The following is a 20,582-nucleotide window of genomic DNA, read 5'->3' on the forward strand; positions in this document are numbered from 1 at the left end:
CCTCCGCTTCGACTCGGACGCGCGCTTTGTTTGCCGCGGAGGCGCGAGAGGCTGTACCCGCGCGCGCCTTCGAGGCGCTCCGGCGGGCCCTTCCTCCCGCCCGCGAGCGGACGGCCTCGAGGCCGCGTTCCTGGCAGCCCCGTGTGAGGCCGGTCCCCGGTCTCGGGAAGAGCATCCTGATGGACTTCGCTCGCCTGCGGCTCGCTGCGCGCGCTGAGGCCGGTCCCCGGCCTCAGCGGGAGAGCATCCTGATGGACTTCGCTCGCCTGCGGCTCGCTGCGCGCGCTGAGGCCGGTCCCCGGCCTCAGCGCTTGCGGCCCCTCTTGCGGGCCTTGCGGGCGTCCTTGCGCTTCTTCTTGGCGTCCTTGCGGCGGCGCGCCTCGGTGGTCGCGGAGACGGTGCGCGCGCGGCCGGTCGGGCCGCCGAGGCCGGCGAAGAGCGAGGGGTCGACGCCGCCGGCGCCGGCGCCCGCGAGCCGGCCGAGGCCGGGGATCCGCGAGAGCAGGCCGCCGGCGCCGCCGCCGCCGATCATCGCCATCATCTCGCGCATCTGGGAGAAGCGCTTCACGAGGTCGCTCACCTCGCTCTGCTGGCGGCCACTGCCGCGGGCGATGCGCGAGGCGCGGCTGCGGTCGATCAGCTCGGGCCGGCTGCGCTCGGCCGGCGTCATCGAGTGGATCATCGCCTGCACCTTGCCGAGCTCGCCCTCGTCGACGTGCTCGGCGAGCTTCCCGAAGCCCGGCATCTTCGCCATCACGTCGCGCAGCGGACCCATGCGCTGGACGATCCGGAGCTGCTGGAGCAGGTCGTCCATCCCGAAGCGGCCCCGGAGGATCCGCTCGGCGTCCTCCTCGGCCTGCTCGGCCTCCTGCTCGTCGACGACCGCGTCGAAGTCCTCGACGAGGCCCACGATGTCGCCCATGCCGAGGATGCGCGAGGCGAGCCCCTCGGGCCGGAAGGTCTCGATCCGGTCGAGCGACTCGCCGGTGCCCAGGAACTTGATCGGGACACCCGTCACGGCCTTGACCGCGAGGGCCGCGCCGCCGCGTGCGTCGCCGTCGAGCTTGGTCAGGATCAGGCCGTCGAGCGCGATGCGCTCCGAGAAGGCCTTGGCGACGTTCACCGCGTCGCGCCCCATCAGCGCGTCGCAGACCAGCAGCGAGTTGGCGGGCGCCACCCGGCCGCGCACCTCCGCGAGCTCCTGCATCAGCTCCTCGTCGACCGCGAGCCGGCCGGCGGTGTCGTAGACGAGGGCGTCGAAGCCCTGCCGCTTCGCGCGCTCGGCGGCGGCGGCGCAGATCTCGGGCGGGTGCTCGCCGGCGCCGCCCACGTGCACGGGCACCTCGATGCGCTCGCCGAGCTGCTGGAGCTGGAGCACGGCGGCGGGGCGCTGCACGTCGGCTGCCACCAGCAGCACCTTGCGCCCCTGGCGCTGGAGGTGACGCGCGAGCTTGGCGGCGACGGTCGTCTTGCCGACGCCCTGGAGCCCGAAGAGCATCACCGAGGTGACGCCACGCGGGTCGCGCGCGAGCCGGGTGTCGACCGGGCCCATCAGCCCGATCAGCTCCTGCTGGCAGATCGCGACGAAGTGCTGGCCCGGACTCGTGCGCAGGAGCCGCCCGCTCTTGTCCCGGACCCGGGTGCGCACCTTCTCGCCGAGCGCGCGCTCCTTCACGCGCGCCAGGAAGTCCTTCACCACCGCGAAGTCGACGTCGGCTTCGAGCAGCGAGCTGCGGACCTCGCGCAGCGCCTCGTCGACGTTCTCGCCGGAGAGCTCCCGCACGCCCTGGAGGCGCTCGCGGGCGGCGGTGAAGCCGCGGGTCAGGGTCTCGAGCATCGCGCGCCTCCGGGCCGGACGGGAGAGCCGGGCAGCATAACGGACCCCGGAAGGGCGTTGCCGTCGCGCCGGCCGCCGTGCTAGAGCCCGGCCTGCTCGACCTCGCCCGCCTGCGGCTCGCTACGCGCTCCGCGCCCGGAGGACCGGGCGCTCCGCTCGCCCGACGCCGGCGGCGAGGGCGCGGGCGCTCCCTACGCGGACCATGGGCGCCAGCGCCGAGCCACCGGAGAGGAAGAGGCATGCCGACGCGGGTCGAGGCGCAGATCACCGGGAACGTGTGGAAGATCGAGAAGGCGGTCGGCGACGCGGTCGAGGAGGGCGAGACGCTGATCATCCTCGAGTCGATGAAGATGGAGATCCCGGTGGAGGCGCCCTGCGCCGGCACCCTCGCCGAGATCCGCGTGGCCGAGGGCGAGAGCGTCGAGGAGGGGGCGGTCCTCGCCGTGATCACCTGACCCGGCGAGCCCGGCGTGCCTCTCGATCGGCGCCGTGCCCGCTTGATCTACACTGGCCCGGTGGCCACTGCATCCAAGCCGAGCGCCCGCGCGGGGGGCGGGCCCGAGGTCCGGGCGCTGCGCGCCCGAGAGCGCGAGCAGGCGCTCGCGCACCTGCGGCCGCAGGCGCGTGACGATCTCTTCCTCATGGACCTCGTGCGCCAGGTGGGCGCCCCCGCGCACGGCGACGTCGAGGCCGAGGTGCTGGGCGCCTGGCGGGGCGATGTGCTGGTCGGGCTCGCCTCGCTACGCCCCACGATCGCTCTCGAGGCCGGTCTCGACGGGGACGCCTCGCGGGCCTTGCTGCGCGCGCTCGGAGCGCTCTCGGCGGGGCTCGTGCGCGCCCCGGCGCCGCTCGTGGCCCGCCTGTGGGACGAGCTCGCGCGGCGGGGCCGGCGCGCGCTCGTGGACCGGCTCGAGGCGTCGCTGGTGCTCGGAGCGACGGAGGCGCGGCTGCCCGACCCGCCCGCGGGCGTGCGCGTGCGTCCGGCCGGCCCCGCCGACCTCGATCCGCTCGTCGAGGCCGCGCGCGCGAGCCTGCGCGAGGAGCGCCGGCCCGACCCCTTTCTCGGCGATCCGCGGGGGTTCCGGCGCTGGGTGGCGTCGCGCCTCGGCCGCGCGCTGCTCGCGGAGCGCGCGGAGCGGGTGCTCTGGGTGGGCTACGCCGACGTGCGGCTCGCCGAGGGCTGGCTGCTGCAGGGGGTCTACACGTGGCCCGAGGCGCGGCGCCAGGGGCTCGCCGCCGCCGGCGTCGGGGCCCTGTGCCGGCAGGCCTTCGCGGCCGGCGCCGCGCACGTCCAGCTCTCGGTCGTCGAGGGCAACCGGCCCGCGCTCGCGCTCTACGAGCGGCTCGGCTTCCGTCCCCACGCGACGCTGCGCACGCTGCTCTTCGCCTGAACGGGTCCCGCGCGGGGGAACGCTTCGCTAGAGTGCCCCTCCCTGCGAGGAGGTGCACCATGGGTCTGCTCGACGGCAAGGTGGCGATCGTGACGGGTGCGGGCGGCGGCATCGGGCGCGAGCACGCGCTCGCCCTCGCGGCGGCCGGCGCAGCGGTCGTGGTGAACGACCTCGGCGGCGCGCGCGACGGCTCCGGTACCGGCCACTCGATGGCCGACGGCGTGGTCGACGAGATCCGCAAGGCCGGCGGCACGGCCGTCGCGAGCTACGACAACGTTGCAACGGTGGCGGGCGGGCAGGCGATCCTGCAGGGCGCCCTCGACGCCTTCCACCAGGTCGACGTGCTCGTCAACAACGCCGGCATCCTGCGCGACAAGACGCTCGCGAAGATGGAGGAGGCCGAGTGGGACGCGGTGATCGCCGTCCATCTCAAGGGCGCCTACTGCGTGACCCGACCCGTCTTCAACCACATGCGCGACGCCGGGCGCGGCGGATCGATCATCAACACCTCCTCGACCTCCGGCCTCGAGGGCAACTTCGGGCAGACCAACTACGGCGCCGCCAAGGCCGGCATCGCGGGCTTCACGCGCTGCCTGGCGATCGAGGGGCACAAGTACGGCGTGCGCGTGAACGCGATCGCGCCGGTGGCGCTCACGCGCATGACCGAGGACCTGCCGCTCGCGCAGAACGCGGCCTTCAAGGACCGCATGTCGCCCCAACAGATCGCACCGCTGATCGTCTACCTCGCCAGCGACCTCGCCAAGGAGGTGAGCAAGAAGATCTTCTTCGTCGGCGGCGGGCAGATCTCGGAGATGCGGATGGTGCGCACGCAGGGCGCGACGAAGGCGGAGGGCCTCTGGTCGCCGGAGGAGATCGCCGGGAGGATCGGCGAGATCCTCGCCTAGCTCCCCGCGCTGCTATCATGCGCCCCATGTCCGAGGGGGCCGATCTCCGCGAGCTCCACGATCCGGGCGGCGACCGGCGGCAGCCGGCCGATCCGGGCTTCGACGCGGGCGCGGATCCGTTGTCGGCGATGGCGCCGCGCTTCAACCTGTTCTTCCGCTGGTTCGCGCGCCGCTTCTTCCTCGGCATCACCCTCGACGACGCCACGGTCGCGCGCCTGCGCGCGCTCGAGAGCGCCGGCACGGTGCTCTACGTGATGCGCTACGCGAGCCGGCTCGACTACTTCCTCTTCAACGCGCTCTTCCTGCGCCACGGGCTGCGGCTCTCCTCGTTCGCGAACGGGATCCACTTCGACTACTACCGGCCGCTCTGGCAGTCCCTGCGCGCGCGGCTTCGCGCCTGGCGGGGCCGGCGTACGGCCACCGGCCCGCGCGAGCGCGTCCACCGCCTGGTGACGGCGGGCTCGTCGCTCTTCGTGTTCCTGCGCACCGAGCGGCTCGGCTCGCGGCTGCTCGGGCGGCGCGCCGTCGCGGCCGCGGCGCAGGCCGACCTCGACCTGCTCGCCGAGAGCGTCGACGCCGTCTGGGAGGCCGGCCCGCCGGTTGCCATCGTTCCGATCGCGCTGTTCTGGCGCAAGGGGCCGCGCAGCGAGCGGCGCTTCCTGAACCTCGCCTACGGTGCCCCGACCCGGCCGAGCGACGTCGCGAAGGTGGCGTCGTTCCTGGTCAACTACCACAACCTCGCCGTCAAGGTCGGCGACCCGATCGACCTGAGCGGCTTCGTGCGCGAGCGCCGCAGCGAGGGCCCCGAGGCCGTTGCCCGCAAGGTGCGCCGGTCGATCCTCGGGTTCCTGTGGCGCGAGGAGAAGGTGGTCGAGGGCCCCACGCTGCCGCCGCGCCACAAGCTGCAGGAGGCCGTGCTGGCGGAGCCCCAGGTGCGCGAGGCGATCGCCGCCCGCGGCGCCGAGCCGGGGCGCAGCGTCGAGCAGGCGCGCATGGACGCGGAGAAGTGCTTCCACGAGATCGCGGCGCACATGAACTCGACCTTCCTGGCCGTGGTGAACGCGATCGTGACGGTGCTGTTCCGCAGGCTCTTCGTCTCGATCGAGACGAGCGGCCTCGAGAAGGTGGCGGAGTACGCCAAGCGCCATCCGATCGTGCTGGTCCCGAGCCACCGCTCCTACTTCGACTTCCTCCTGCTCTCGTGGCTGTTCTACGCCAACCACCTGGTGCCGCCGCACATCGCGGCGCGCGAGAACATGGGCTTCGGCCCCTTCGGCTTCGTGTTCCGTCGCGTGGGCGCCTTCTTCATGCGCCGCAGCTTCGACGACCCGCTCTACAAGGCGGTGTTCCGCTCCTACGTGATCTGGCTGGTCAAGGAGGGCTTCACCCAGGAGTTCTTCATCGAGGGCGCCCGCTCGCGTACCGGCCGCACGATGGCGCCCAAGCTCGGCGTGCTGTCGTGGGACGTCGAGGGCTTCCTGGCCTCGGGGCGCCGCGACCTCTTCTTCGTGCCCATCTCGATCACCTACGAGCGCCTGCTCGAGGAGGGCGCGATGGTGTCGGAGCTGGAGGGGGCGAGAAAGCAGGACGAGAGCATGCTCGGGCTCGTGCGCGCGCGGAAGGTGCTGCGCCGGCGCTGGGGGAGCGCCCACCTCTCGTTCGGCGAGCCGATCTCGCTGGCCGAGTCGATCGGTGCCGACCGGGCGCGCTTCGCCGCCGAGGCCGATCCCGCCGCCGCCGCCGACAAGCGGCAGTTCATCGTCGAGCTCGGCAACCGCATCGTCGAGCGCATCAACGCTGCCACCGTGGCCAACGCCACCGCCGTGGCGGGCGCTGCCTTCCTGGGCGAGAGCCGGCGCGGCCTGCGCCGCCACGAGCTGGTGGCGCGCATGCAGGAGATCGTCGACCTGCTGCGCCTCCAGGACGCGCGCATCACGCCGGCGCTGGCGCGCGACCTCGGCGACTTCGACGACGCGATCGCGTTCCTGCTGCGCAGTGACCTCGTGCAGTCGCAGCCCGACCCGCGCGGCGAGATCCTCTTCTACGAGGAGCGGGCGCGGCGCGCGCTCGACCTCTACCGCAACTGCATCCTGCACTTCCTGGCCGCGCCGAGCTTCCTGGCCCGCCGCGCGCTGGCCGGCGGCAGCGTCGCGGAGCTGCGCGAGGACCTGCGCTTCTGGCTCGACCTGTTCCACCAGGAGCTCTTCACCCAGCGCGGCCTCGTGCTGGCAGCCCATGCCGAGGCCTTTCTCGACTACTTCGAGCGGCTCGGCGCGATCGAGCGCCACGAGGGTTCCGTGCGCGCCACCGAGAAGGGTCGGCCCTACCTGCGGCGCCTGGCCATGCAGACGCGCGGCCTGCTCGAGGCGTATGCCGCGGCCTTCGACTCGGCGCTCGCCGACCCCCAGCTCGGCACCAGCCGGCAGGTCGCGCGGCGCGCCGGCGAGGCCTTCGCGCGCAGCGAGCTCCTGGGCGAGGTGGCGGGCCGCGAGGCCGCCAACCCCGCCACCTTCAGCGCGGCCTACGACGCGCTCGCCCGGCGCGGGATCCTCGAGAAGGTGCGCGCCGAAGGGGCACGCGAGGCGCTCTACGCGCGCGGGCCGCGCTTCGAGGAGCTCGCCGGGCTCGCCGAACGTCTGGCGGGGGCCCTGCGCGCCGGGTAGGTTCCCGGGCCGCCATGCCCGCGGACACCCCGCCCGCCGACGCGCTCGTCGCTGCTCTCGACTTCTCGAAGGGCAACGGCCTCGTCGTCGCGATCGCGCAGGACGCGAAGAGCGGCGAGATCCTGATGGTCGCCCACATGAACGAGCAGTCGCTGCGGGAGACGCTCGCGCGCGGCGAGGTCGTCTACTGGAGCCGCAGCCGGGGCCTCTGGCACAAGGGCGAGCAGAGCGGGAACGTGCAGCGGCTCGCCAGCGTGCGCGTCGACTGCGACGGCGACGCCGTGCTCCTGGAGGTCGAACAGGTGGGCCGCGCCGCCTGCCACACCGGCCAGCGAAGCTGCTTCTTCCGCCGCTGGGACGGCGCGCGCTGGGTGGAGGAGGGCGAGCAGGTCTTCGACCCCGCCGAGGTCTACGGGCGGTGAGCGCGGGAAAGCCCGCCAAGCGCGTCCTGCGCCTCGGGGTGCCGAAGGGCAGCCTCCAGGACACCACGGTGAAGCTCTTTGCGCACGCCGGCTACCGGATCGGCATCTCCTCGCGCTCCTACTACCCGACGATCGACGACCCCGAGCTCGAGTGCATCCTGATTCGCGCCCAGGAGATGGCCCGCTACGTCGAGCAGGGTGTCATGGACGCCGGCATCACGGGGCTCGACTGGGTGCTCGAGAACAAGGCCAAGGTGAAGGAGCTGGCGGACCTCCGGGCGCCGTGGCCCAACTACCGTCCGGTGCGCTGGGTGCTCGCCGTGAAGGAGGACTCGCGGACGAAGGGCGTCCGGGACCTCGAGGGCAAGCGCATCGCGACCGAGGCGGTGGGGCTCACCAAGGGCTACCTGCGGAAGCACGGGGTCTCGGCCGAGGTCGAGTTCTCGTGGGGCGCCACCGAGGTGAAGCCGCCCGTGCTGGCCGACGCGATCGTCGACGTCTCCGAGACCGGCTCGAGCCTGCGCGCCAACGACCTGCGCGTCGTCGACGTGGTGCTCGAGAGCACGCCGCGCTTCATCGCACACCCGGCGGCCGTGCTCGACCCGTGGAAGCGCGACAAGATGGAGCGCATGCTGCTCCTGCTGCGCGGCGCGATCGCGGCGATCGACCGCGTGGGCCTCATGATGAACGTGCCGCGCAGCCACCTGGCCAAGGTCCTGGAACAGCTCCCCGCGCTCGCCACGCCGACGATCTCGACGCTCGCCGACGAGCGTTGGGTCGCGCTCAACACGGTGATCGAGGAGCGCCTGGTGCGCGAGCTGCTGCCGAAGCTCAAGGAGAGCGGCGCCTCGGGCATCGTCGAGTACCCGCTCTCGAAGATCGTCGACTAGGCGCGATGGCGGGGCGCCTGCGTGCGCTCGCCGGCGCGCTGCCCGCCTGGGCGCAGGTGGGCTGGGAGGCGCTGGCGCCGCGCGCGGCCGGCGGCGCGGGGCGGCCGCGCATCGTGCAGGCGGTGGTGCGGGGGCCGGACGGGCTCCTGCTCTGCGAGCGCCGGGAGCTGCGCGGCTGGGAGCTGCCGGGCGGCGCCTGCCTCGACGGCGAGAGCGACGAGGACGCGCTGCGCCGCGAGCTGCGCGAAGAGACCGGGCTCGAGGTCGTGATCGAGCGCCACGTCGGGGACTACCGGCGCACCGGCTTCCGCGCCCACACCGCGTGCGTCTTCGCGTGCCGCGCCACGGGCGGCCTCCTGCGCCCGTGCCGCGAGATGCCGCGCGCCGAGTGGTTCGCCCCGGGCGCGCTCCCCGAAGGCATCTTCCCATGGTTCCGCGGTCCGCTCGAGGACGCGCTCCGCGAGCTCGCGGAGCCCGTCGAACGCCACGAGCACCAGGGGCTCGCGGCGATCCTGGCCGGCATGCGGATCGACCTCGCCGCCCGCCGCGGCGGGCGCTGACGCGCAGGACGGTCCCCGAAACCGCAACGGGCCCGGTCTCGCGACCGGGCCCGTCGGAAGGCGGCTCGAAGCTGGAATCGGGAATCGAGGCGCCGGGAAATCGTCTTGCCGCTAGCGGCGGCCCTCGCGCAACCCGCTGGCCTCCCACTCCTTGCTGAGCTGGCCGAGCTTGCGCTGGAACTCCTCGAAGGGCTCGTCGAAGGAGAGGATGATCTCGGTGGTGCGCGGGATCTCGTCGCCGTTGAGCAGCCCCCGGTAGCGGTTCAGGTTGGCGAGGATCGCCTCGGCGACCTTGAGCGCGCGCTTCTCGGTCTTGATCAGCGGGCTCTGCAGCGTGTAGACGTTGTTGCGGCCCCAGAGGCTCTCGTCGCGCACGATCCCGATCTCGCGGTAGACGCCATTGATCGGGTCGTAGTTGTACTCGACGCGGACCTCCTTGAAGACGTCCGAGTTGCCGGTGTAGAACCCGCGCTCCTTCTCGACCTTGCCGAGCTGCCGGCAGCGCGGGCAGTAGAAGGTGTCGCCGTGGTTCAGGAGGAAGACGCCCTTGGCGTAGTCCTCGCAGTCCGTGTTCTCGCAGTAGCCGACGCCGCGCTTCATGCTGGCCATCCCTGGTGTCGTCCTCGGATCGCCGCCCCTGCTCCGGCGGGGGGCCGGCCGGCGGGTTTCAGTGTTGGCGTTCCGGCCGCCCGCTCCACGGCGGGACGACCCTTCGACCTAGCAGCCCACGTGCCAAGCCCTCGCGCGCGAGCCATTGCCGATCCGGCGTGCGCGGATCGAAGCGACGTTGCACGGCCCCTGCCGGCACGCGAAGGCCTGCCCGCCGAACCCGTCGTGTGCGGAAGTGGGAAGCACGCCGGCCGCGATCGCGTGCGGCGCGCAAGTTGCTTCACAGCCGGGGAGGGGGGCCAAGCAGGTCCTCGAATCCGTGGATCGTGAAAGCCAGCTCTCGGAGGGCACGTCGGGGAGTCACGGAACGGAATCGCCGGCGAGACAGCGTTCGCCGTGGCTTGGGAGCTGCCCGTTTGTACCGGCCAGAGCCGCGAAAGTCAACCGGAATTTCGCGCTCGGAGGCGGTCCCGATGCACGTCGGCGGACCCTGGGCGCCGTGCCCCGGCCGCGAGCTCCCGGCCCAGCCGCCGGCGCTCCCGGACGAGGTGGCCGAGGTACAGCAGGACCACCGCGAACGAGAGCCCGTAGGCCGCGATCACGTAGCCCACCGGCCCTCCTCGTCGGCACCCCGACGGGCCTCGGCCTGCTCGGCGAGCCGCGCCCGGAGGCCCTCGACCTCGACGCGCCGCACGAGCAGGTGGGCGAAGGCGGCCAGGGTGGTCAGCACCCCGAGCAGGAAGGGCAGGCCCATGCCGGCGCCGAGGCTGTCCCCGGCCAGGTTGTCGGGATGCATGGCGCGGCCACCCGACAGCTCGATCGCGAAGTAGTTGAGCGGGATCACGGCGAGCCCGGCGATCCCGTAGACGGCGGCGAAGCGTGCCGCCCGCTCGCTGCCCTCGGTGAAGCTGCGCAGGAGCAGGTAGGCCAGGTAGGCGAACCAGAGCAGCAGCGTGATCGTGAGCCGCAGGTCCCAGGACCACCAGCGCCCCCAGGTGCCGCGCGCCCAGATCGGGCCGGTCAGGATCATCAGCGTGCAGAACAGGACGCCGACCGCCGCCGCCGAGCGGGCCAGCCGGTCCCAGGCGTCGTCGCCCCGCCACAGGAAGAGCGCGCCGCCGACCGCGGTCAGCGCGAAGCCGAGGTAGGCCGCGAAGGCAAGCGGGGGGTGCAGGTAGAGGATCTTCTGGATGACGCCCTGCACGGCATCCTCGGGGGCGCGCACGACGGTCGCCATCCAGAGCGCGGCGAGGCCCGCCAGGAGCCAGGCCGTCGGCGCCCGCAGGCGCGCGGCGATCCGGTCCACGGCCGGGTCCGGCGTCCGGGCAGCCATGGCTCCGCCTCCTGGAATCGCGGGGTCACTCGTCGAGCACGTACTCGAAGCCCAGGAACGAGACGATCCCGAACACGCCGTCCGTGACCACCAGGAGCTGGACGGCGCGCCAACGTAGCGTCCCCGTCTCGAGGAGGCCCGCCGTCGCGTCGACCGCGCCGAGCAGCACCGGCACGAGCAGCGGCAGCAGGAGCAGCGGCAGCATGACCTCGCGATAGCGGGTCCGCACGGCGATCGCGCCGAAGAGCGTGCCGACGGCGCACAGCCCGATCGAGCCGAGCGCCACGACCGCGGCGAGCCGGCCGGCGATCGCGCCGAGGTCGACGCCGAAGGCCAGCGCGAAGACCACCGCGGTGGCGGCCTGGACGGCGCCCAGGATCACCAGGTTCGCGGCCGCCTTGCCGAGGAAGACGAAGCCGCGGTCGGCCGGCGCGAGCGCGAGGCCCGCGAGCGCGTCGTTCTCGAGCTCGAGGGCGAAGGCGCGGTCGAGGCCGAGCAGCGCGGCGAAGACGTAGGCGACCCAGAGCAGCCCGGGCGCGAGCCGGCGCGCCTCTGCGGCGTCGCGCGCGGGCAGCGCGAAGTGCAGCACGAGCACGACCAGGAACGCGAACACCGCCATCGCCACCACGCGGTCGCGGCTGCGCCACTCGGTGACGAGGTCCTTCCAGAGGATCGCGAGCACGACGCTCATGCGCGAGGATCCCGAGCGCTCACGCGAGAACATCGAGGGGCGTCAAGCCGCCGGGCCCGCCGCGCGCCAGGCGGCCTCCAGCGCCGCGGCGGAGGGCGGGGCGCCCGCGGAATCGAAGGCCACTCGCCCGCGCACCAGCAGCAGCGCGCGGTCGCCGAGCGCCGCGGCCTGGGCAAGGTCGTGGGTCACGAGCACGACCGCGCGGCCGGCGGCGGCGAGCGCGCGCACGCGCGCGGCGAGGCGATCGGCCGAGGTCGGGTCGAGGCCCGTGAAGGGCTCGTCGAGCAGCACCACGGGCGGATCGTGCACGAGCCCGCGGGCGATCGCGAGGCGCTGGGCCTGGCCGCGCGAGAGCGATCCGGCCGGCCGCGCGGCGAGCCCGTCGAGCCCCTGCTCGGCGAGCAGGATGTCGGCACGCCGCCCGGGGTCCGCGACCCCGTAGAGCCGCCCGGCGAAGGCCAGGTTCTCGCGCGCGCTCAGGTTCGGGTAGAGCAAGGTCGCGTGGCCGACGTAGCCGACCCGGCCGCGCACGCGGCGCCGGTCGCCACCGGCGGCCGGGCCGATCCGCACGCACCCGGCGCTCGGGCGCGCGAGCCCGGCCAGCAGGCGCAGGAGCGTGCTCTTGCCGGCGCCGTTCGGGCCGAGCACGGCGAGCACGCTGCCCGCCGGGACCGCGAAGTCGAGCCCGGCCAGCGCCACCACCGGGCCGAAGCGCTTCCCGAGGCCTTCGGCGGCGACCGCGACGGCCCTCGGGGCCATCGGGCCGGCCGCCTCGCTCAAGCAGACACCTCGCGCGCGGGATCCGCTGCGAGGGCGGCGCCGCAGCGCGAGCAGAAGCGATCCCCGGCCCGCGTCCCGGCGCCGCAGGCGCCGCAGGCGGGGGCTTGCGCGGCGGGCGGAACGACCGCGACGGGGCCGGCCGGGGCCGCCGCCCCGCGCGCCCCCCCCGCGCGACCGTCGTCCTCGGCGCGCAGCAGCGCCGCAGCCCGGGCGCGCAGCTCCTGGCGCATCGCCGCGTAGTCGGCATCCGAGACCTTCGCGGTCTCGTGATCGTGCTCGAGATCGCGGAGCGCCGCGTAGACGGACTCGCGCTCGTGGCGCGCGGGGTCCTCGGCGGGCTCGCCCGGGCGCCCGGGGCCGGCTCCGGCCCGCCCCGCCGCCTCGCCGCTGCGCCGGATCGGTCCGCCCAGGAAGGCGACCGCGGCGGCGGCGGCCAGCGCCACCAGCCCGTAGCGCAGCGCGCGCGGCAGCCCGGCCGGTGCGCCGAGCTGCACGAGCGCCAGCGACACCGTCTCGTCGGGCTCCACCTGGAAGGCCTCGAGGTGCAGGTAGCTGCGGTCGGGCGTCGCCACCGGGCGCCGGCGGTGCAGGCGCTCGGATCCGAAACGCAATCCGGTGTCAGCGACGAAGATCGAGAGCAGGGGCAGCGGCCGGTCGAAGCGGCGCGCGAAGACGGCGCCCGCCGCCGGGTCCGTCACGGGCAGGTGGTAGGCGATCTCGATCGAGCTCTCGCCGGGCGGCAGCGGGCCGTCGAGGACCGCCTCGCCTTCGTCGCTGGCGCGCAGGCCGCGCTCGAAGAGCGCCCGGTCGAAGCGCAGGTCGGCGGCGCCCGGCGGCACGTGGAGCGCGAGCAGCGGCTCGCCCGGGCGTCCCGCCACCGGCGCGTCGCCGGCGACCGTGAGCTTCAGCTCCTCGCGTACCAGGAGCGCGGCGTCGTCGAGCTCGAGGAAGATGCGCGACTCCTCGAGATGCACGGCGCCGGGATCGACGCGCACGGGCGGCACCGTGAAGCCGGCCGCCAGCTCGCGTCCGGGCGCCAGGCGCTCGTGGACGAAGCGGCGCCAGCGCCGGCCGTCGATCTCGACCTCGCCCTCGTCGCGCGCGCCGGGCAGGGCCGGCGCCGGCGCATCGGCCGGGACCAGGACGACCAGGCGGCCCGCCCCGGCCGGCAGCCGCTTGCGCAGCGCCACGGCGCCCGCGGCGTCGGCCGGCACCCGGTACTCGAACGAGAGCCCCTGGTCCTGCGCCGCAGGGCCGTCCCAGGCGGAGGGATACACGGGCCCGTAGAAGCGAACGTGCCCGTCCTCCTGGACGAGGCCCTCGGGCGCGAGGCCGAGCGGGACGTGGAACGCGCTCGCGCCGGCAGGCAGCTCGGCCCGGTAGACCGGCTGGGCGGAGCCGCGCTGCTCCGCGGGTACGTAGGCCGTGCGCGGGCCCGCGTTCGCGAGCCGGACCCGCTCGAGCACCGCGAGCTGCCCGCCGCGCGGCGTCACCCGCAGCTCCAGCTCACCCACCGACACCGCGGAGGGATCGGGGGTCGTCTCCCCGATCCGGATCTCGACCCCGGCCTGCTCGGTCTGTCCGGCCGCGAAGGTGATGCGGGCGCCGGGATAGGCCACGCCCGCGTGGCGCGCGCCGACCAGGTAGGCCGTCTCGGGATCGTTCGAGATGCCCTCGAAGGCGAAGGCGCCGTCCGCACCGCTCGTCGCGCGCCGCACGCCCGGCGCGCTGCCGGCGGGCAGCGCGTAGAGCATCACCTCGACTCCGGCCGCGCGGCCGGGGTCCTCGGCGTGGACGACGCGCCCGCGGATCGCTGCGGGCCCCGGCGGTACGTCGGCGACCCCGGTGGGCCGGTCGTCGTGCTGGGCCGCTGCGGGCGCCGCCGCCAGCACCGCGAGCCCCAGCGCGAGGAGCGCCGCCCGGCCCGGCCTCATTCGCCGCGCGTCGCGCGCCGCTCGGGGTGCGGCCACAGGACCAGCAGCGCCCCGAGCAGGAAGGTCCAGCCGCCGATCCAGATGAAGTTCACGAGCGGGTTGCGGTGGATCTTGAGGGTCGCGGACCCGTCGGGCTCGAGCGCGGTCAGGATCACGTACAGGTCCTCGCGCAGGGTGGAGCGGATCGAGGGGATCGAGGCCGGCTGCTGCTCGAGCCAGTACATGCGCCGCTGGGGCGCGAGCACCGCCAGCGGCTCGTCGCCGTGATAGAGCGCGAGCCGCGCGACGGCGCCGCCGTAGTGCTGCTTCGGCAGCGGCTTCGCGGTCAGGTACTCGAGCCGGTAGCCGTTCATCGCGATCGTGCCGCCCGGCTGCACGTTCTCGAGCCGCTCCTCGTCGAAGGCGGCGCCCGAGATCCCGATCAGGATGAAGACCACCCCCAGGTGGACGACGTAGCCGCCGTAGCGGCGCTGGTTGCGGCGCAGCAGCGTGGCGAGCGCGCGCGGCGCGGACTCGCCGCCGCGCATGCGGACCGCGATCGCCTGCGCGTACTCCTGGGTGATCGTCGCGATCACGAAGGCGCCGAGCGACCACAACACGAGGGGGTAGACGCCCGCTTCGCGGCCGAAGACCGCCAGGGTCGCCACGAAGGCCGCGAGCCCCACGAGCACCGGCTTCAGGAACTGCCGGCGCAGGCTCTCGAGCGATGCGCGCCGCCAGGCGATCAGCGGGCCCACCCCGGTCAGCAGCAGCAGCAGCGCCGCGAAGGGCCCCGTGAGCTTGTTGAAGAAGCTCGGGCCCACGGAGATCTTGGTGCCGCGCACGGCCTCGGAGAGGACCGGGAACATCGTGCCCCACAGCACGATCACCAGGATCACCATGAACACCCAGTTGTTGATCACGAAGCTCGCCTCGCGCGACACCAGCGACTCGAGGCGGTTCCCGGTGCGGAGGGACCCGCGCCGCCACAGCACGAGCCCGAGGAAGGCGGCGCTGATCACGGCCACGTAGGCGAGGAAGACGTATCCGAACCAGCCCGCCGCGGTGAACGAGTGCACGGACGAGATCACCCCGCTGCGGGTCAGGAAGGTCCCGAACAGGCACAGCGCGTAGGTGATCCCGATCAGGACCAGGTTCCAGGTCTTCAGCATGTTGCGCTTTTCCTGGATCATGACCGAGTGCAGGAAGGCGGTGGCCGGCAGCCAGGGCATGAACGAGGCGTTCTCGACCGGGTCCCAGGCCCAGTAGCCGCCCCAGCCGAGCACCTCGTAGGCCCAGCGCCCGCCGACCAGGATGCCCGCCGACAGGAAGAACCACGGCACCAGCGTCCAGCGCCGCGTCGCCCGCAGCCAGCCGTCGCCGAGCCGTCCGGTGATCAGGGCCGCGGCGCCGAAGGCGAAGGGCACCGAGAAGCCCGTGTAGCCGGAGTAGAGCAGCACCGGGTGGATCATCATCAGCGGGTGCTGGAGCAGCGGGTTCAGGCCCTGGCCGTCGGAGAGCACCTGTCCCGGGGGCAGCTTCTGGAAGGGGTTGACGTCGGGGATCCAGTTGACGAGCCCGAGGAAGAAGAGCGCGTTCAGGAGCAGGATCGCGTTCACCCAGGGCAGCAGCGAGCGCTGGCTGTCGCGATGGATCCAGGTCGCCGCGCTCGCGTAGACGAGCGAGATCAGGACCCACAGCAGCAGCGATCCGCCCTGGCCGCCCCACAGCGCCGCGATCCGGTAGGGCAGGGCCATGCTCTGGGCGCTGTGGCGCGCCACGTAGGCGAGCGTGTAGTCGCCCGTGACGAGGCACCAGACGAGCCCGAAGGCGGCGGCCGCCGTGAAGAAGAAGGTCAGGAGCACCGCGCGCTGGGCGACGCGCGCGAGGTCGGCGCGCGCCCGGGAGCCGGCGAGCACGCCCGCGAGCACGCCGGCGAGCGCGGAGAAGAAGGCGAGCCGCAACGCGTAGAGGCCGAGCTCCGCCACCGCTCAGTAGCTCGCCTGCTGCGCTTGCTTCGCCTCGAACTTCGAGGGGCACTTGGCCATCACGTTGTCGGCCACGAACACGGCATCGCTGCCCATCCGGCCCTCGACCACCACCTCGGCCCCGTCCTTGAACATGTCGGGCGCCGTGAGCGTGCCGTAGACGACCCGCAGGGAGTCCGGGGCGGACGCGCCCGGGGCCGCGTGCGGGGGGTCCTGCACGACCGCGAAGCGGATCGAGCGCGCGCCCATGTCGCGCTCGATCGAGCCGGGCGCGACGTAGCCGTGGACGCGCGCCGCCCGGCCGGTGTCGGCGGCGCGGAACTCCGCGAGCGTCTGGAAGTACTGGAAGGTCCCGATCTCCTCGAGGTTGGTGGCGGCGTACCAGCCGAGGAGCACGGCGACCACGACGCCGCCGAGCGCGATCTGCAGACCCTTGGACATGGCGAGGGGATTTCCCGGCTCGAGAGAGTGGGTCCAAGCTAGCACCCGGCCGAGGTGTTTCCAGCGCGGCGGAGCCCTCCGGTGAGCGCCGGTTGGCGTTCCCCCCCGGCAGCGGCTATTCGCGGGCCCCATGTCCGCCCGCCGCGCAGCGCGCGCCGCCGCCCTCTCGCCGTTCCTTGCCATGGAGGTGCTCGAACGGGCGCAGGCCCTCGAGCGCGCCGGTGCGCGCGTGATCCATCTCGAGATCGGCGAGCCCGACGCGCCGCCGCCGCCGGCTGCCGTGGCCGCCTGCGCCCGCGCGCTGGCCGCCGGCGAGACCCGCTACACCGACAGCCGCGGCCTGCCCGAGCTGCGCGCGGCGATTGCCGCCTACGAGTCGGCGCGCAGCGGCGCCCCCGTCGATCCCCGACACGTGCTGGTGACGAGCGGCACGTCGCCGGCCATGCTGCTGGTGTTCGGGCTGCTGGTCGAGGCCGGCGGCGAGGTGCTGATCCCGACCCCCCACTATCCCTGCTACCCGAACTTCGTGCGCTTCTGCGGCGGCACGCCGGTCTTCGTGCCGACGAGCGCGGCCGACGGCTGGCGGGTGGACCCCGACGCCGTGCGCCGGGCGCTCTCGCCGCGCACCCGCGCGATCGTGGTGGGCTCGCCGGCGAACCCGACGGGCGCGGTGCAGGACGAGGCCACCCTGCGCGCGCTCGGCGCGCTCGGCGTCCCGCTCGTGGCCGACGAGCTCTACGACGGGCTCGTCTTCGACGGGGCCCGCGCGCCCTCGGCGCTGGCCTGCTGCGAGGGCGCCTTCGTCCTCGACGGCTTCTCGAAGCGCTACGCCATGACCGGCTTCCGGCTCGGTCACGTGATCGCACCCGACGACGACGCGCTGCGCGCGCTCCAGGTCATGCAGCAGAACCTCTTCATCTCGGCGAGCGAGTTCGCCCAGCGTGCGGGGATCGCGGCGCTCGCCGCGGGCGAGCCGACCCGCCAGGCGATGCTGGCCGCCTACCAGCGCCGGCGCGGCCTCCTGGTCGAGGGCCTGCGCGCGCTCGGCTTCGGCGTGCCGGCCCCGCCGCGCGGCGCCTTCTACGTGTTCGCGGACGCGCGCGCCTTCGGCGCCGACTCGCGCCGGCTCGCCTTCGACCTGCTCGAGCGGGCCCACGTGGCCGTGACCCCGGGGATCGACTTCGGGGCCGCCGGCGAGGGCTGGCTGCGCTTCACGCTCTCGGCGCCCGACGCGGCCATCGAGGAGGCGCTCGCGCGGATCGCGGGCGTGCTCCCGGCGCCGCGGTGAGGATCCGCGACGCGCGCATCGTCGCGAGCGCGGCCGGCGCCGAGGGCTTCCCGCGCGAGGGGCTTGCCGAGGTGGCCTTCCTCGGCCGTTCGAACGCGGGCAAGTCGAGCCTGCTGAACGCGCTCGCCGGGCGCCGCGAGCTGGCGCGCGTGTCGGCGACGCCGGGCAAGACGCGCCTGCTCCACTTCTTCCGGATCGAGCGCCTCGACGAGGGCGACCACGCCCACGCGCTGCTCTTCGTGGACCTGCCGGGCTACGGCTTCGCGCGCGTCGCGAAGTCCGAACGCCGGGCCTGGCAGGCACTCGTCGAGGGCTACCTCGAGCGGCGCGCGCCGCTGCGGGCGGCGGTCCTGATCCAGGACCTGCGCCGCGACGCCGGCGACGACGAGCTCGCGCTGGTGGACTGGCTCGCCCTGCGCGGCGTCCCGGTCGTGATCGCCGCCACCAAGGCCGACAAGCTCGGCCACGGCGCCCGTGCGGAGCGCCTGCGCGCGCTCGCGGCCGCCTACGGGAGCCGCGCCCGGCTCGTCGCGACCTCGGCACGCACGCGCCTCGGGGTCGCCGAGCTGTGGGCGGTGCTGGCGGAGCTCACCAGCGATCAGAAGATCCCGTAGCGCGCCGCCACCACCGCGAGGGCGGCGCCGAGCGCCCAGAGCCCGAGCAGCGCGCCGCCCAGCAGGCCCGGGCGGCGCCCGCGCCAGTCGCCGCGGACCTGGATGGCGCTGGTCCCGGCGAGCAGGGTGACGCCGAGCAGCAGCAGCGGGTGGCGCGTCCGGAACGCGGTGGCGAGGAGCCAGGCGAGGAGGCTCGCGAGCCCGCCCGCGGCCGCGGCGAGCACCGGCCACAGGGCGGGCTCCTCGAAGAACACGCGAAGGTGTCGATCGCCGGCGCTGCGCGCGGGCTCGCCGGCGCGCTGCACGAGCTCGCGGACCAGCGCGACGAGCCGGCCGCTCGCCACCGTCGCGGACAGGCGATGGTCGTCGTGCACCTCGAGCAGGCGGACCCGCTCGGGCGTCCCCGTGCGCGCGAGCGTCAGGCTTGCCGCGATCGGGACCACGTCGTCGCGGGTGCCGTGCACGATCCAGACCCAGGCGTCCTCGGGAAGCCGCAGCTCGAGGCCGAGCTCGGCGCCGGCCGGGGCGAGGAGCAGGGTCGGGCCGCGCCAGAGCCCGCGCTGGAGGAGGGCGAGCGCCACCGCGCCGCCAAAGGACGAGCCCACCACGAGGTCGGGCTGGAACGCCGCGGCGGCCCGGCCGATCTGGCCCACGCAGCCCTCGAAGTCGCGCGTGTCCATCGCGGGCGTGAGCGCGTCGAAGTGCGCGGCGAGCAGGCGCGCCTTGGTGCCCTGGGGCCCGCTCTCCTGGCCGTGCACGAAGAGCACGCGCAGCCGCCCCGCGCCGGTCTGCACGCCGGCGCCGCCGCGGCTCACCGGAACAGATCCGCCTGCGGGTCGCGCAGCAGCTCGCGCACCGTGCCGTCGCCCGAGGGGATGGCGCCGGCGATCCAGACCGCCGGCACGCCGGCGTCCTTGCCCATCAGCAGGCCGGCGGCGGCGGCGAGCTGGTCGACCTGCGCCATCGCCGTCACCTCGAGCGGGCGGCCGGCCAGGTCGCGGCGCCCGCGCCAGTCCGCGATCGGGGCGAGGCCCGCGCTGCCGAGCGCCACGTCGACGAGCCCTTCGCGCCAGGGGCGCCCGAAGGTGTCGGAGACCACCACCCCGAGCGGGCCGTGGCCGGCGGCGAGCAGCGCCTCGCGCAGCCGGCGCGCCGAGGCGTCGGGATCCTCGGGCAGCAGGACGGCTTGGTCGGCGCCGGGCGCGTTGGAGAGATCGACGCCGGCGTTCGCGCACACGAACCCGTGTCGGGTCTCCGCGATCCAGACGCCGCGCGCGTGGCGCACGACGCGCGCCGTCTCGCGCAGCACCACCTCGACGTGGCGCGGGTCCTTGCCGTCGGCGGCGGCGATGCGCCGCGCCTCGGGCGAGGGCTCGACCGTGGCCAGCCGCACGACGCGCCCCTCGGCCTTCGAGACGACCTTCTGGGCCACCACGAGCACGCCGCCCGCGAGGCGCAGGCCCTGCGCGGCGGCGGCCGACGCGAGGAGCCCGGCGAGGTCGTCGCCGGCGCGGACGGCGGGGATCCCGCGCAGCGCGAGGAGGCGCAGATCCCCGGGCGGGGCCGGCGGCGCGCTCACGGGGTGCGCGCCCCGGCGCGCGGCGCCGTGCCGGGCGCGAGACCGAACGAGGTGAGGAGCGCGCGCGTGCGCGGCCCGTCGCCGGGGCCGGCCAGGAACGCGCGCAGGTCCGCCTCGTCGTCGAGGTCGAGCGCGAGCGAGGGGAGCGCGAGCTCGACGAGCGGGACGCCCGCCCGGGCGGCCGCCTCGCGGTGGCGCCGGGCGCTGTCGGGCCCGAAGCAGGAGGGGAAGGCGTCCGGGGGGCGGCGGGCGAGCGCGGCGGTGCCGCCGTCGAGCGAGGCCGCGAGCGCCGCACGCGGCGCCGGGCCGGCGGCGAGCGCTTCGAGCAGCCGCGCGAGCTCGCCGGGGCGCGCGCCGGCGACGTCGCCGAGCACCACCAGCAGGCCGTCGGCGCAGACGGGGCCGAGCTCGCGCGCGGCGCGGGCGATCGCGGCGTCGAGGCCCGGGTCGTCGCCGCGGAGGGCGCGGGCACCCGCCCGCTCGGCCGCCTCGGCGACGCCCGCGTCCGGCGTCACCACCGCGATCGCGTCGAGCCCGGGCACGCGCGCCAGCGCCGCCAGCAGGTCCTCGAGCATGGCGAGCGCCAGCGCCCCGGCGCGCGCGCGGCCGAGCGCGGCGGCCAGCCGCGACTTGCCCGCCGCGAGCGACTTGACCGGCACGACGGCGGCGGGCATCGCG

The 20,582-nt window shown here is 74.8% G+C and carries 20 protein-coding genes; 9 read left to right on the top strand and 11 right to left on the bottom strand.

What is annotated here, in order from left to right:
- Positions 1–304: 304 nt before the first annotated feature.
- Positions 305–1,837: a signal recognition particle protein gene (ffh, locus tag OZ948_08640; protein MEB2344794.1), complete on the bottom strand. Its 1,533-nt coding sequence runs from the start codon at positions 1,835–1,837 to the stop codon at positions 305–307.
- A 239-nt stretch (positions 1,838–2,076) separates the two neighbouring features.
- On the opposite strand from ffh, the gene OZ948_08645 reads away from it, so the two are divergent.
- Genes OZ948_08645 through OZ948_08675 form a run of 7 tightly spaced genes read left to right on the top strand, consistent with a single transcriptional unit; the run spans position 2,077 to position 8,668 of the window.
- Complete coding sequence (locus tag OZ948_08645; protein ID MEB2344795.1) at positions 2,077–2,292, top strand: biotin/lipoyl-binding carrier protein; 216 nt, start codon at positions 2,077–2,079, stop codon at positions 2,290–2,292.
- A gap of 60 nt (positions 2,293–2,352) precedes the next feature.
- Positions 2,353–3,228: a GNAT family N-acetyltransferase gene (locus OZ948_08650; GenBank protein MEB2344796.1), complete on the top strand. Its 876-nt coding sequence runs from the start codon at positions 2,353–2,355 to the stop codon at positions 3,226–3,228.
- Positions 3,229–3,287: 59 nt separating this feature from the next.
- Positions 3,288–4,133, top strand: coding sequence for an SDR family NAD(P)-dependent oxidoreductase (locus tag OZ948_08655; GenBank protein MEB2344797.1), 846 nt, complete (start codon positions 3,288–3,290; stop codon positions 4,131–4,133).
- A gap of 26 nt (positions 4,134–4,159) precedes the next feature.
- Entirely contained in the window at positions 4,160–6,796 is a 2,637-nt protein-coding gene (locus OZ948_08660) for a 1-acyl-sn-glycerol-3-phosphate acyltransferase (GenBank protein MEB2344798.1), read from the top strand.
- A 14-nt stretch (positions 6,797–6,810) separates the two neighbouring features.
- A complete protein-coding gene (hisI, locus tag OZ948_08665; GenBank protein ID MEB2344799.1) occupies positions 6,811–7,218 on the top strand; it encodes a phosphoribosyl-AMP cyclohydrolase in 408 nt (135 codons plus the stop codon).
- A complete protein-coding gene (gene hisG, locus OZ948_08670) occupies positions 7,215–8,108 on the top strand; it encodes an ATP phosphoribosyltransferase (protein MEB2344800.1) in 894 nt (297 codons plus the stop codon). Before hisI ends, hisG begins: the two co-directional genes overlap by 4 nt.
- A gap of 5 nt (positions 8,109–8,113) precedes the next feature.
- Entirely contained in the window at positions 8,114–8,668 is a 555-nt protein-coding gene (locus tag OZ948_08675) for an NUDIX hydrolase (protein ID MEB2344801.1), read from the top strand.
- Between the two features lie 111 nt (positions 8,669–8,779).
- On the opposite strand, the gene OZ948_08680 is transcribed toward OZ948_08675, so the two are convergent.
- The 7 genes from OZ948_08680 to OZ948_08710 form a co-directional block, all read right to left on the bottom strand.
- Entirely contained in the window at positions 8,780–9,277 is a 498-nt protein-coding gene (locus OZ948_08680) for a hypothetical protein (GenBank protein MEB2344802.1), read from the bottom strand.
- Positions 9,278–9,875: 598 nt separating this feature from the next.
- Complete coding sequence (locus tag OZ948_08685) at positions 9,876–10,610, bottom strand: cytochrome c biogenesis protein (GenBank protein MEB2344803.1); 735 nt, start codon at positions 10,608–10,610, stop codon at positions 9,876–9,878.
- 25 nt (positions 10,611–10,635) lie between these two features.
- Positions 10,636–11,301: a heme exporter protein CcmB gene (locus OZ948_08690; protein ID MEB2344804.1), complete on the bottom strand. Its 666-nt coding sequence runs from the start codon at positions 11,299–11,301 to the stop codon at positions 10,636–10,638.
- A gap of 42 nt (positions 11,302–11,343) precedes the next feature.
- Positions 11,344–12,060 carry a heme ABC exporter ATP-binding protein CcmA gene (gene ccmA / locus OZ948_08695; protein ID MEB2344805.1) on the bottom strand — a complete coding sequence of 239 codons (717 nt, stop codon included), beginning with the start codon at positions 12,058–12,060 and terminating at the stop codon, positions 11,344–11,346.
- 17 nt (positions 12,061–12,077) lie between these two features.
- A complete protein-coding gene (locus OZ948_08700; protein ID MEB2344806.1) occupies positions 12,078–14,015 on the bottom strand; it encodes a carboxypeptidase-like regulatory domain-containing protein in 1,938 nt (645 codons plus the stop codon).
- The gene (locus tag OZ948_08705) at positions 14,012–15,982 is read right to left on the bottom strand and encodes a heme lyase CcmF/NrfE family subunit (GenBank protein MEB2344807.1); all 1,971 of its coding nucleotides are present in this window, start codon (positions 15,980–15,982) and stop codon (positions 14,012–14,014) included. Before OZ948_08705 ends, OZ948_08700 begins: the two co-directional genes overlap by 4 nt.
- A gap of 3 nt (positions 15,983–15,985) precedes the next feature.
- Complete coding sequence (locus OZ948_08710; GenBank protein MEB2344808.1) at positions 15,986–16,423, bottom strand: cytochrome c maturation protein CcmE; 438 nt, start codon at positions 16,421–16,423, stop codon at positions 15,986–15,988.
- Positions 16,424–16,553: 130 nt separating this feature from the next.
- Between OZ948_08710 and OZ948_08715 the strand changes: the two genes are divergently transcribed.
- Together OZ948_08715 and yihA are read left to right on the top strand one after the other, a co-directional pair.
- Positions 16,554–17,711, top strand: a complete 1,158-nt coding sequence (locus tag OZ948_08715) for an aminotransferase class I/II-fold pyridoxal phosphate-dependent enzyme (protein MEB2344809.1) — start codon at positions 16,554–16,556, stop codon at positions 17,709–17,711.
- Positions 17,708–18,325: a ribosome biogenesis GTP-binding protein YihA/YsxC gene (gene yihA / locus OZ948_08720; protein ID MEB2344810.1), complete on the top strand. Its 618-nt coding sequence runs from the start codon at positions 17,708–17,710 to the stop codon at positions 18,323–18,325. The genes OZ948_08715 and yihA overlap by 4 nt, the downstream gene beginning before the upstream one ends.
- Here yihA and OZ948_08725 read toward each other — a convergent pair.
- The 3 genes from OZ948_08725 to cofC are packed head-to-tail and all read right to left on the bottom strand — an operon-like array spanning position 18,310 to position 20,578.
- Complete coding sequence (locus OZ948_08725; GenBank protein MEB2344811.1) at positions 18,310–19,140, bottom strand: hypothetical protein; 831 nt, start codon at positions 19,138–19,140, stop codon at positions 18,310–18,312. The genes yihA and OZ948_08725 overlap by 16 nt on opposite strands.
- A complete protein-coding gene (cofE, locus tag OZ948_08730) occupies positions 19,137–19,904 on the bottom strand; it encodes a coenzyme F420-0:L-glutamate ligase (protein ID MEB2344812.1) in 768 nt (255 codons plus the stop codon). The genes OZ948_08725 and cofE overlap by 4 nt, the downstream gene beginning before the upstream one ends.
- Positions 19,901–20,578 carry a 2-phospho-L-lactate guanylyltransferase gene (cofC, locus tag OZ948_08735; GenBank protein ID MEB2344813.1) on the bottom strand — a complete coding sequence of 226 codons (678 nt, stop codon included), beginning with the start codon at positions 20,576–20,578 and terminating at the stop codon, positions 19,901–19,903. The genes cofE and cofC overlap by 4 nt, the downstream gene beginning before the upstream one ends.
- Between the last annotated feature and the right edge of the window lie 4 nt (positions 20,579–20,582).

It is taken from the genome of Deltaproteobacteria bacterium (genome assembly GCA_035063765.1).
GTDB lineage: Bacteria > Myxococcota_A > UBA9160 > UBA9160 > PR03 > CAADGG01.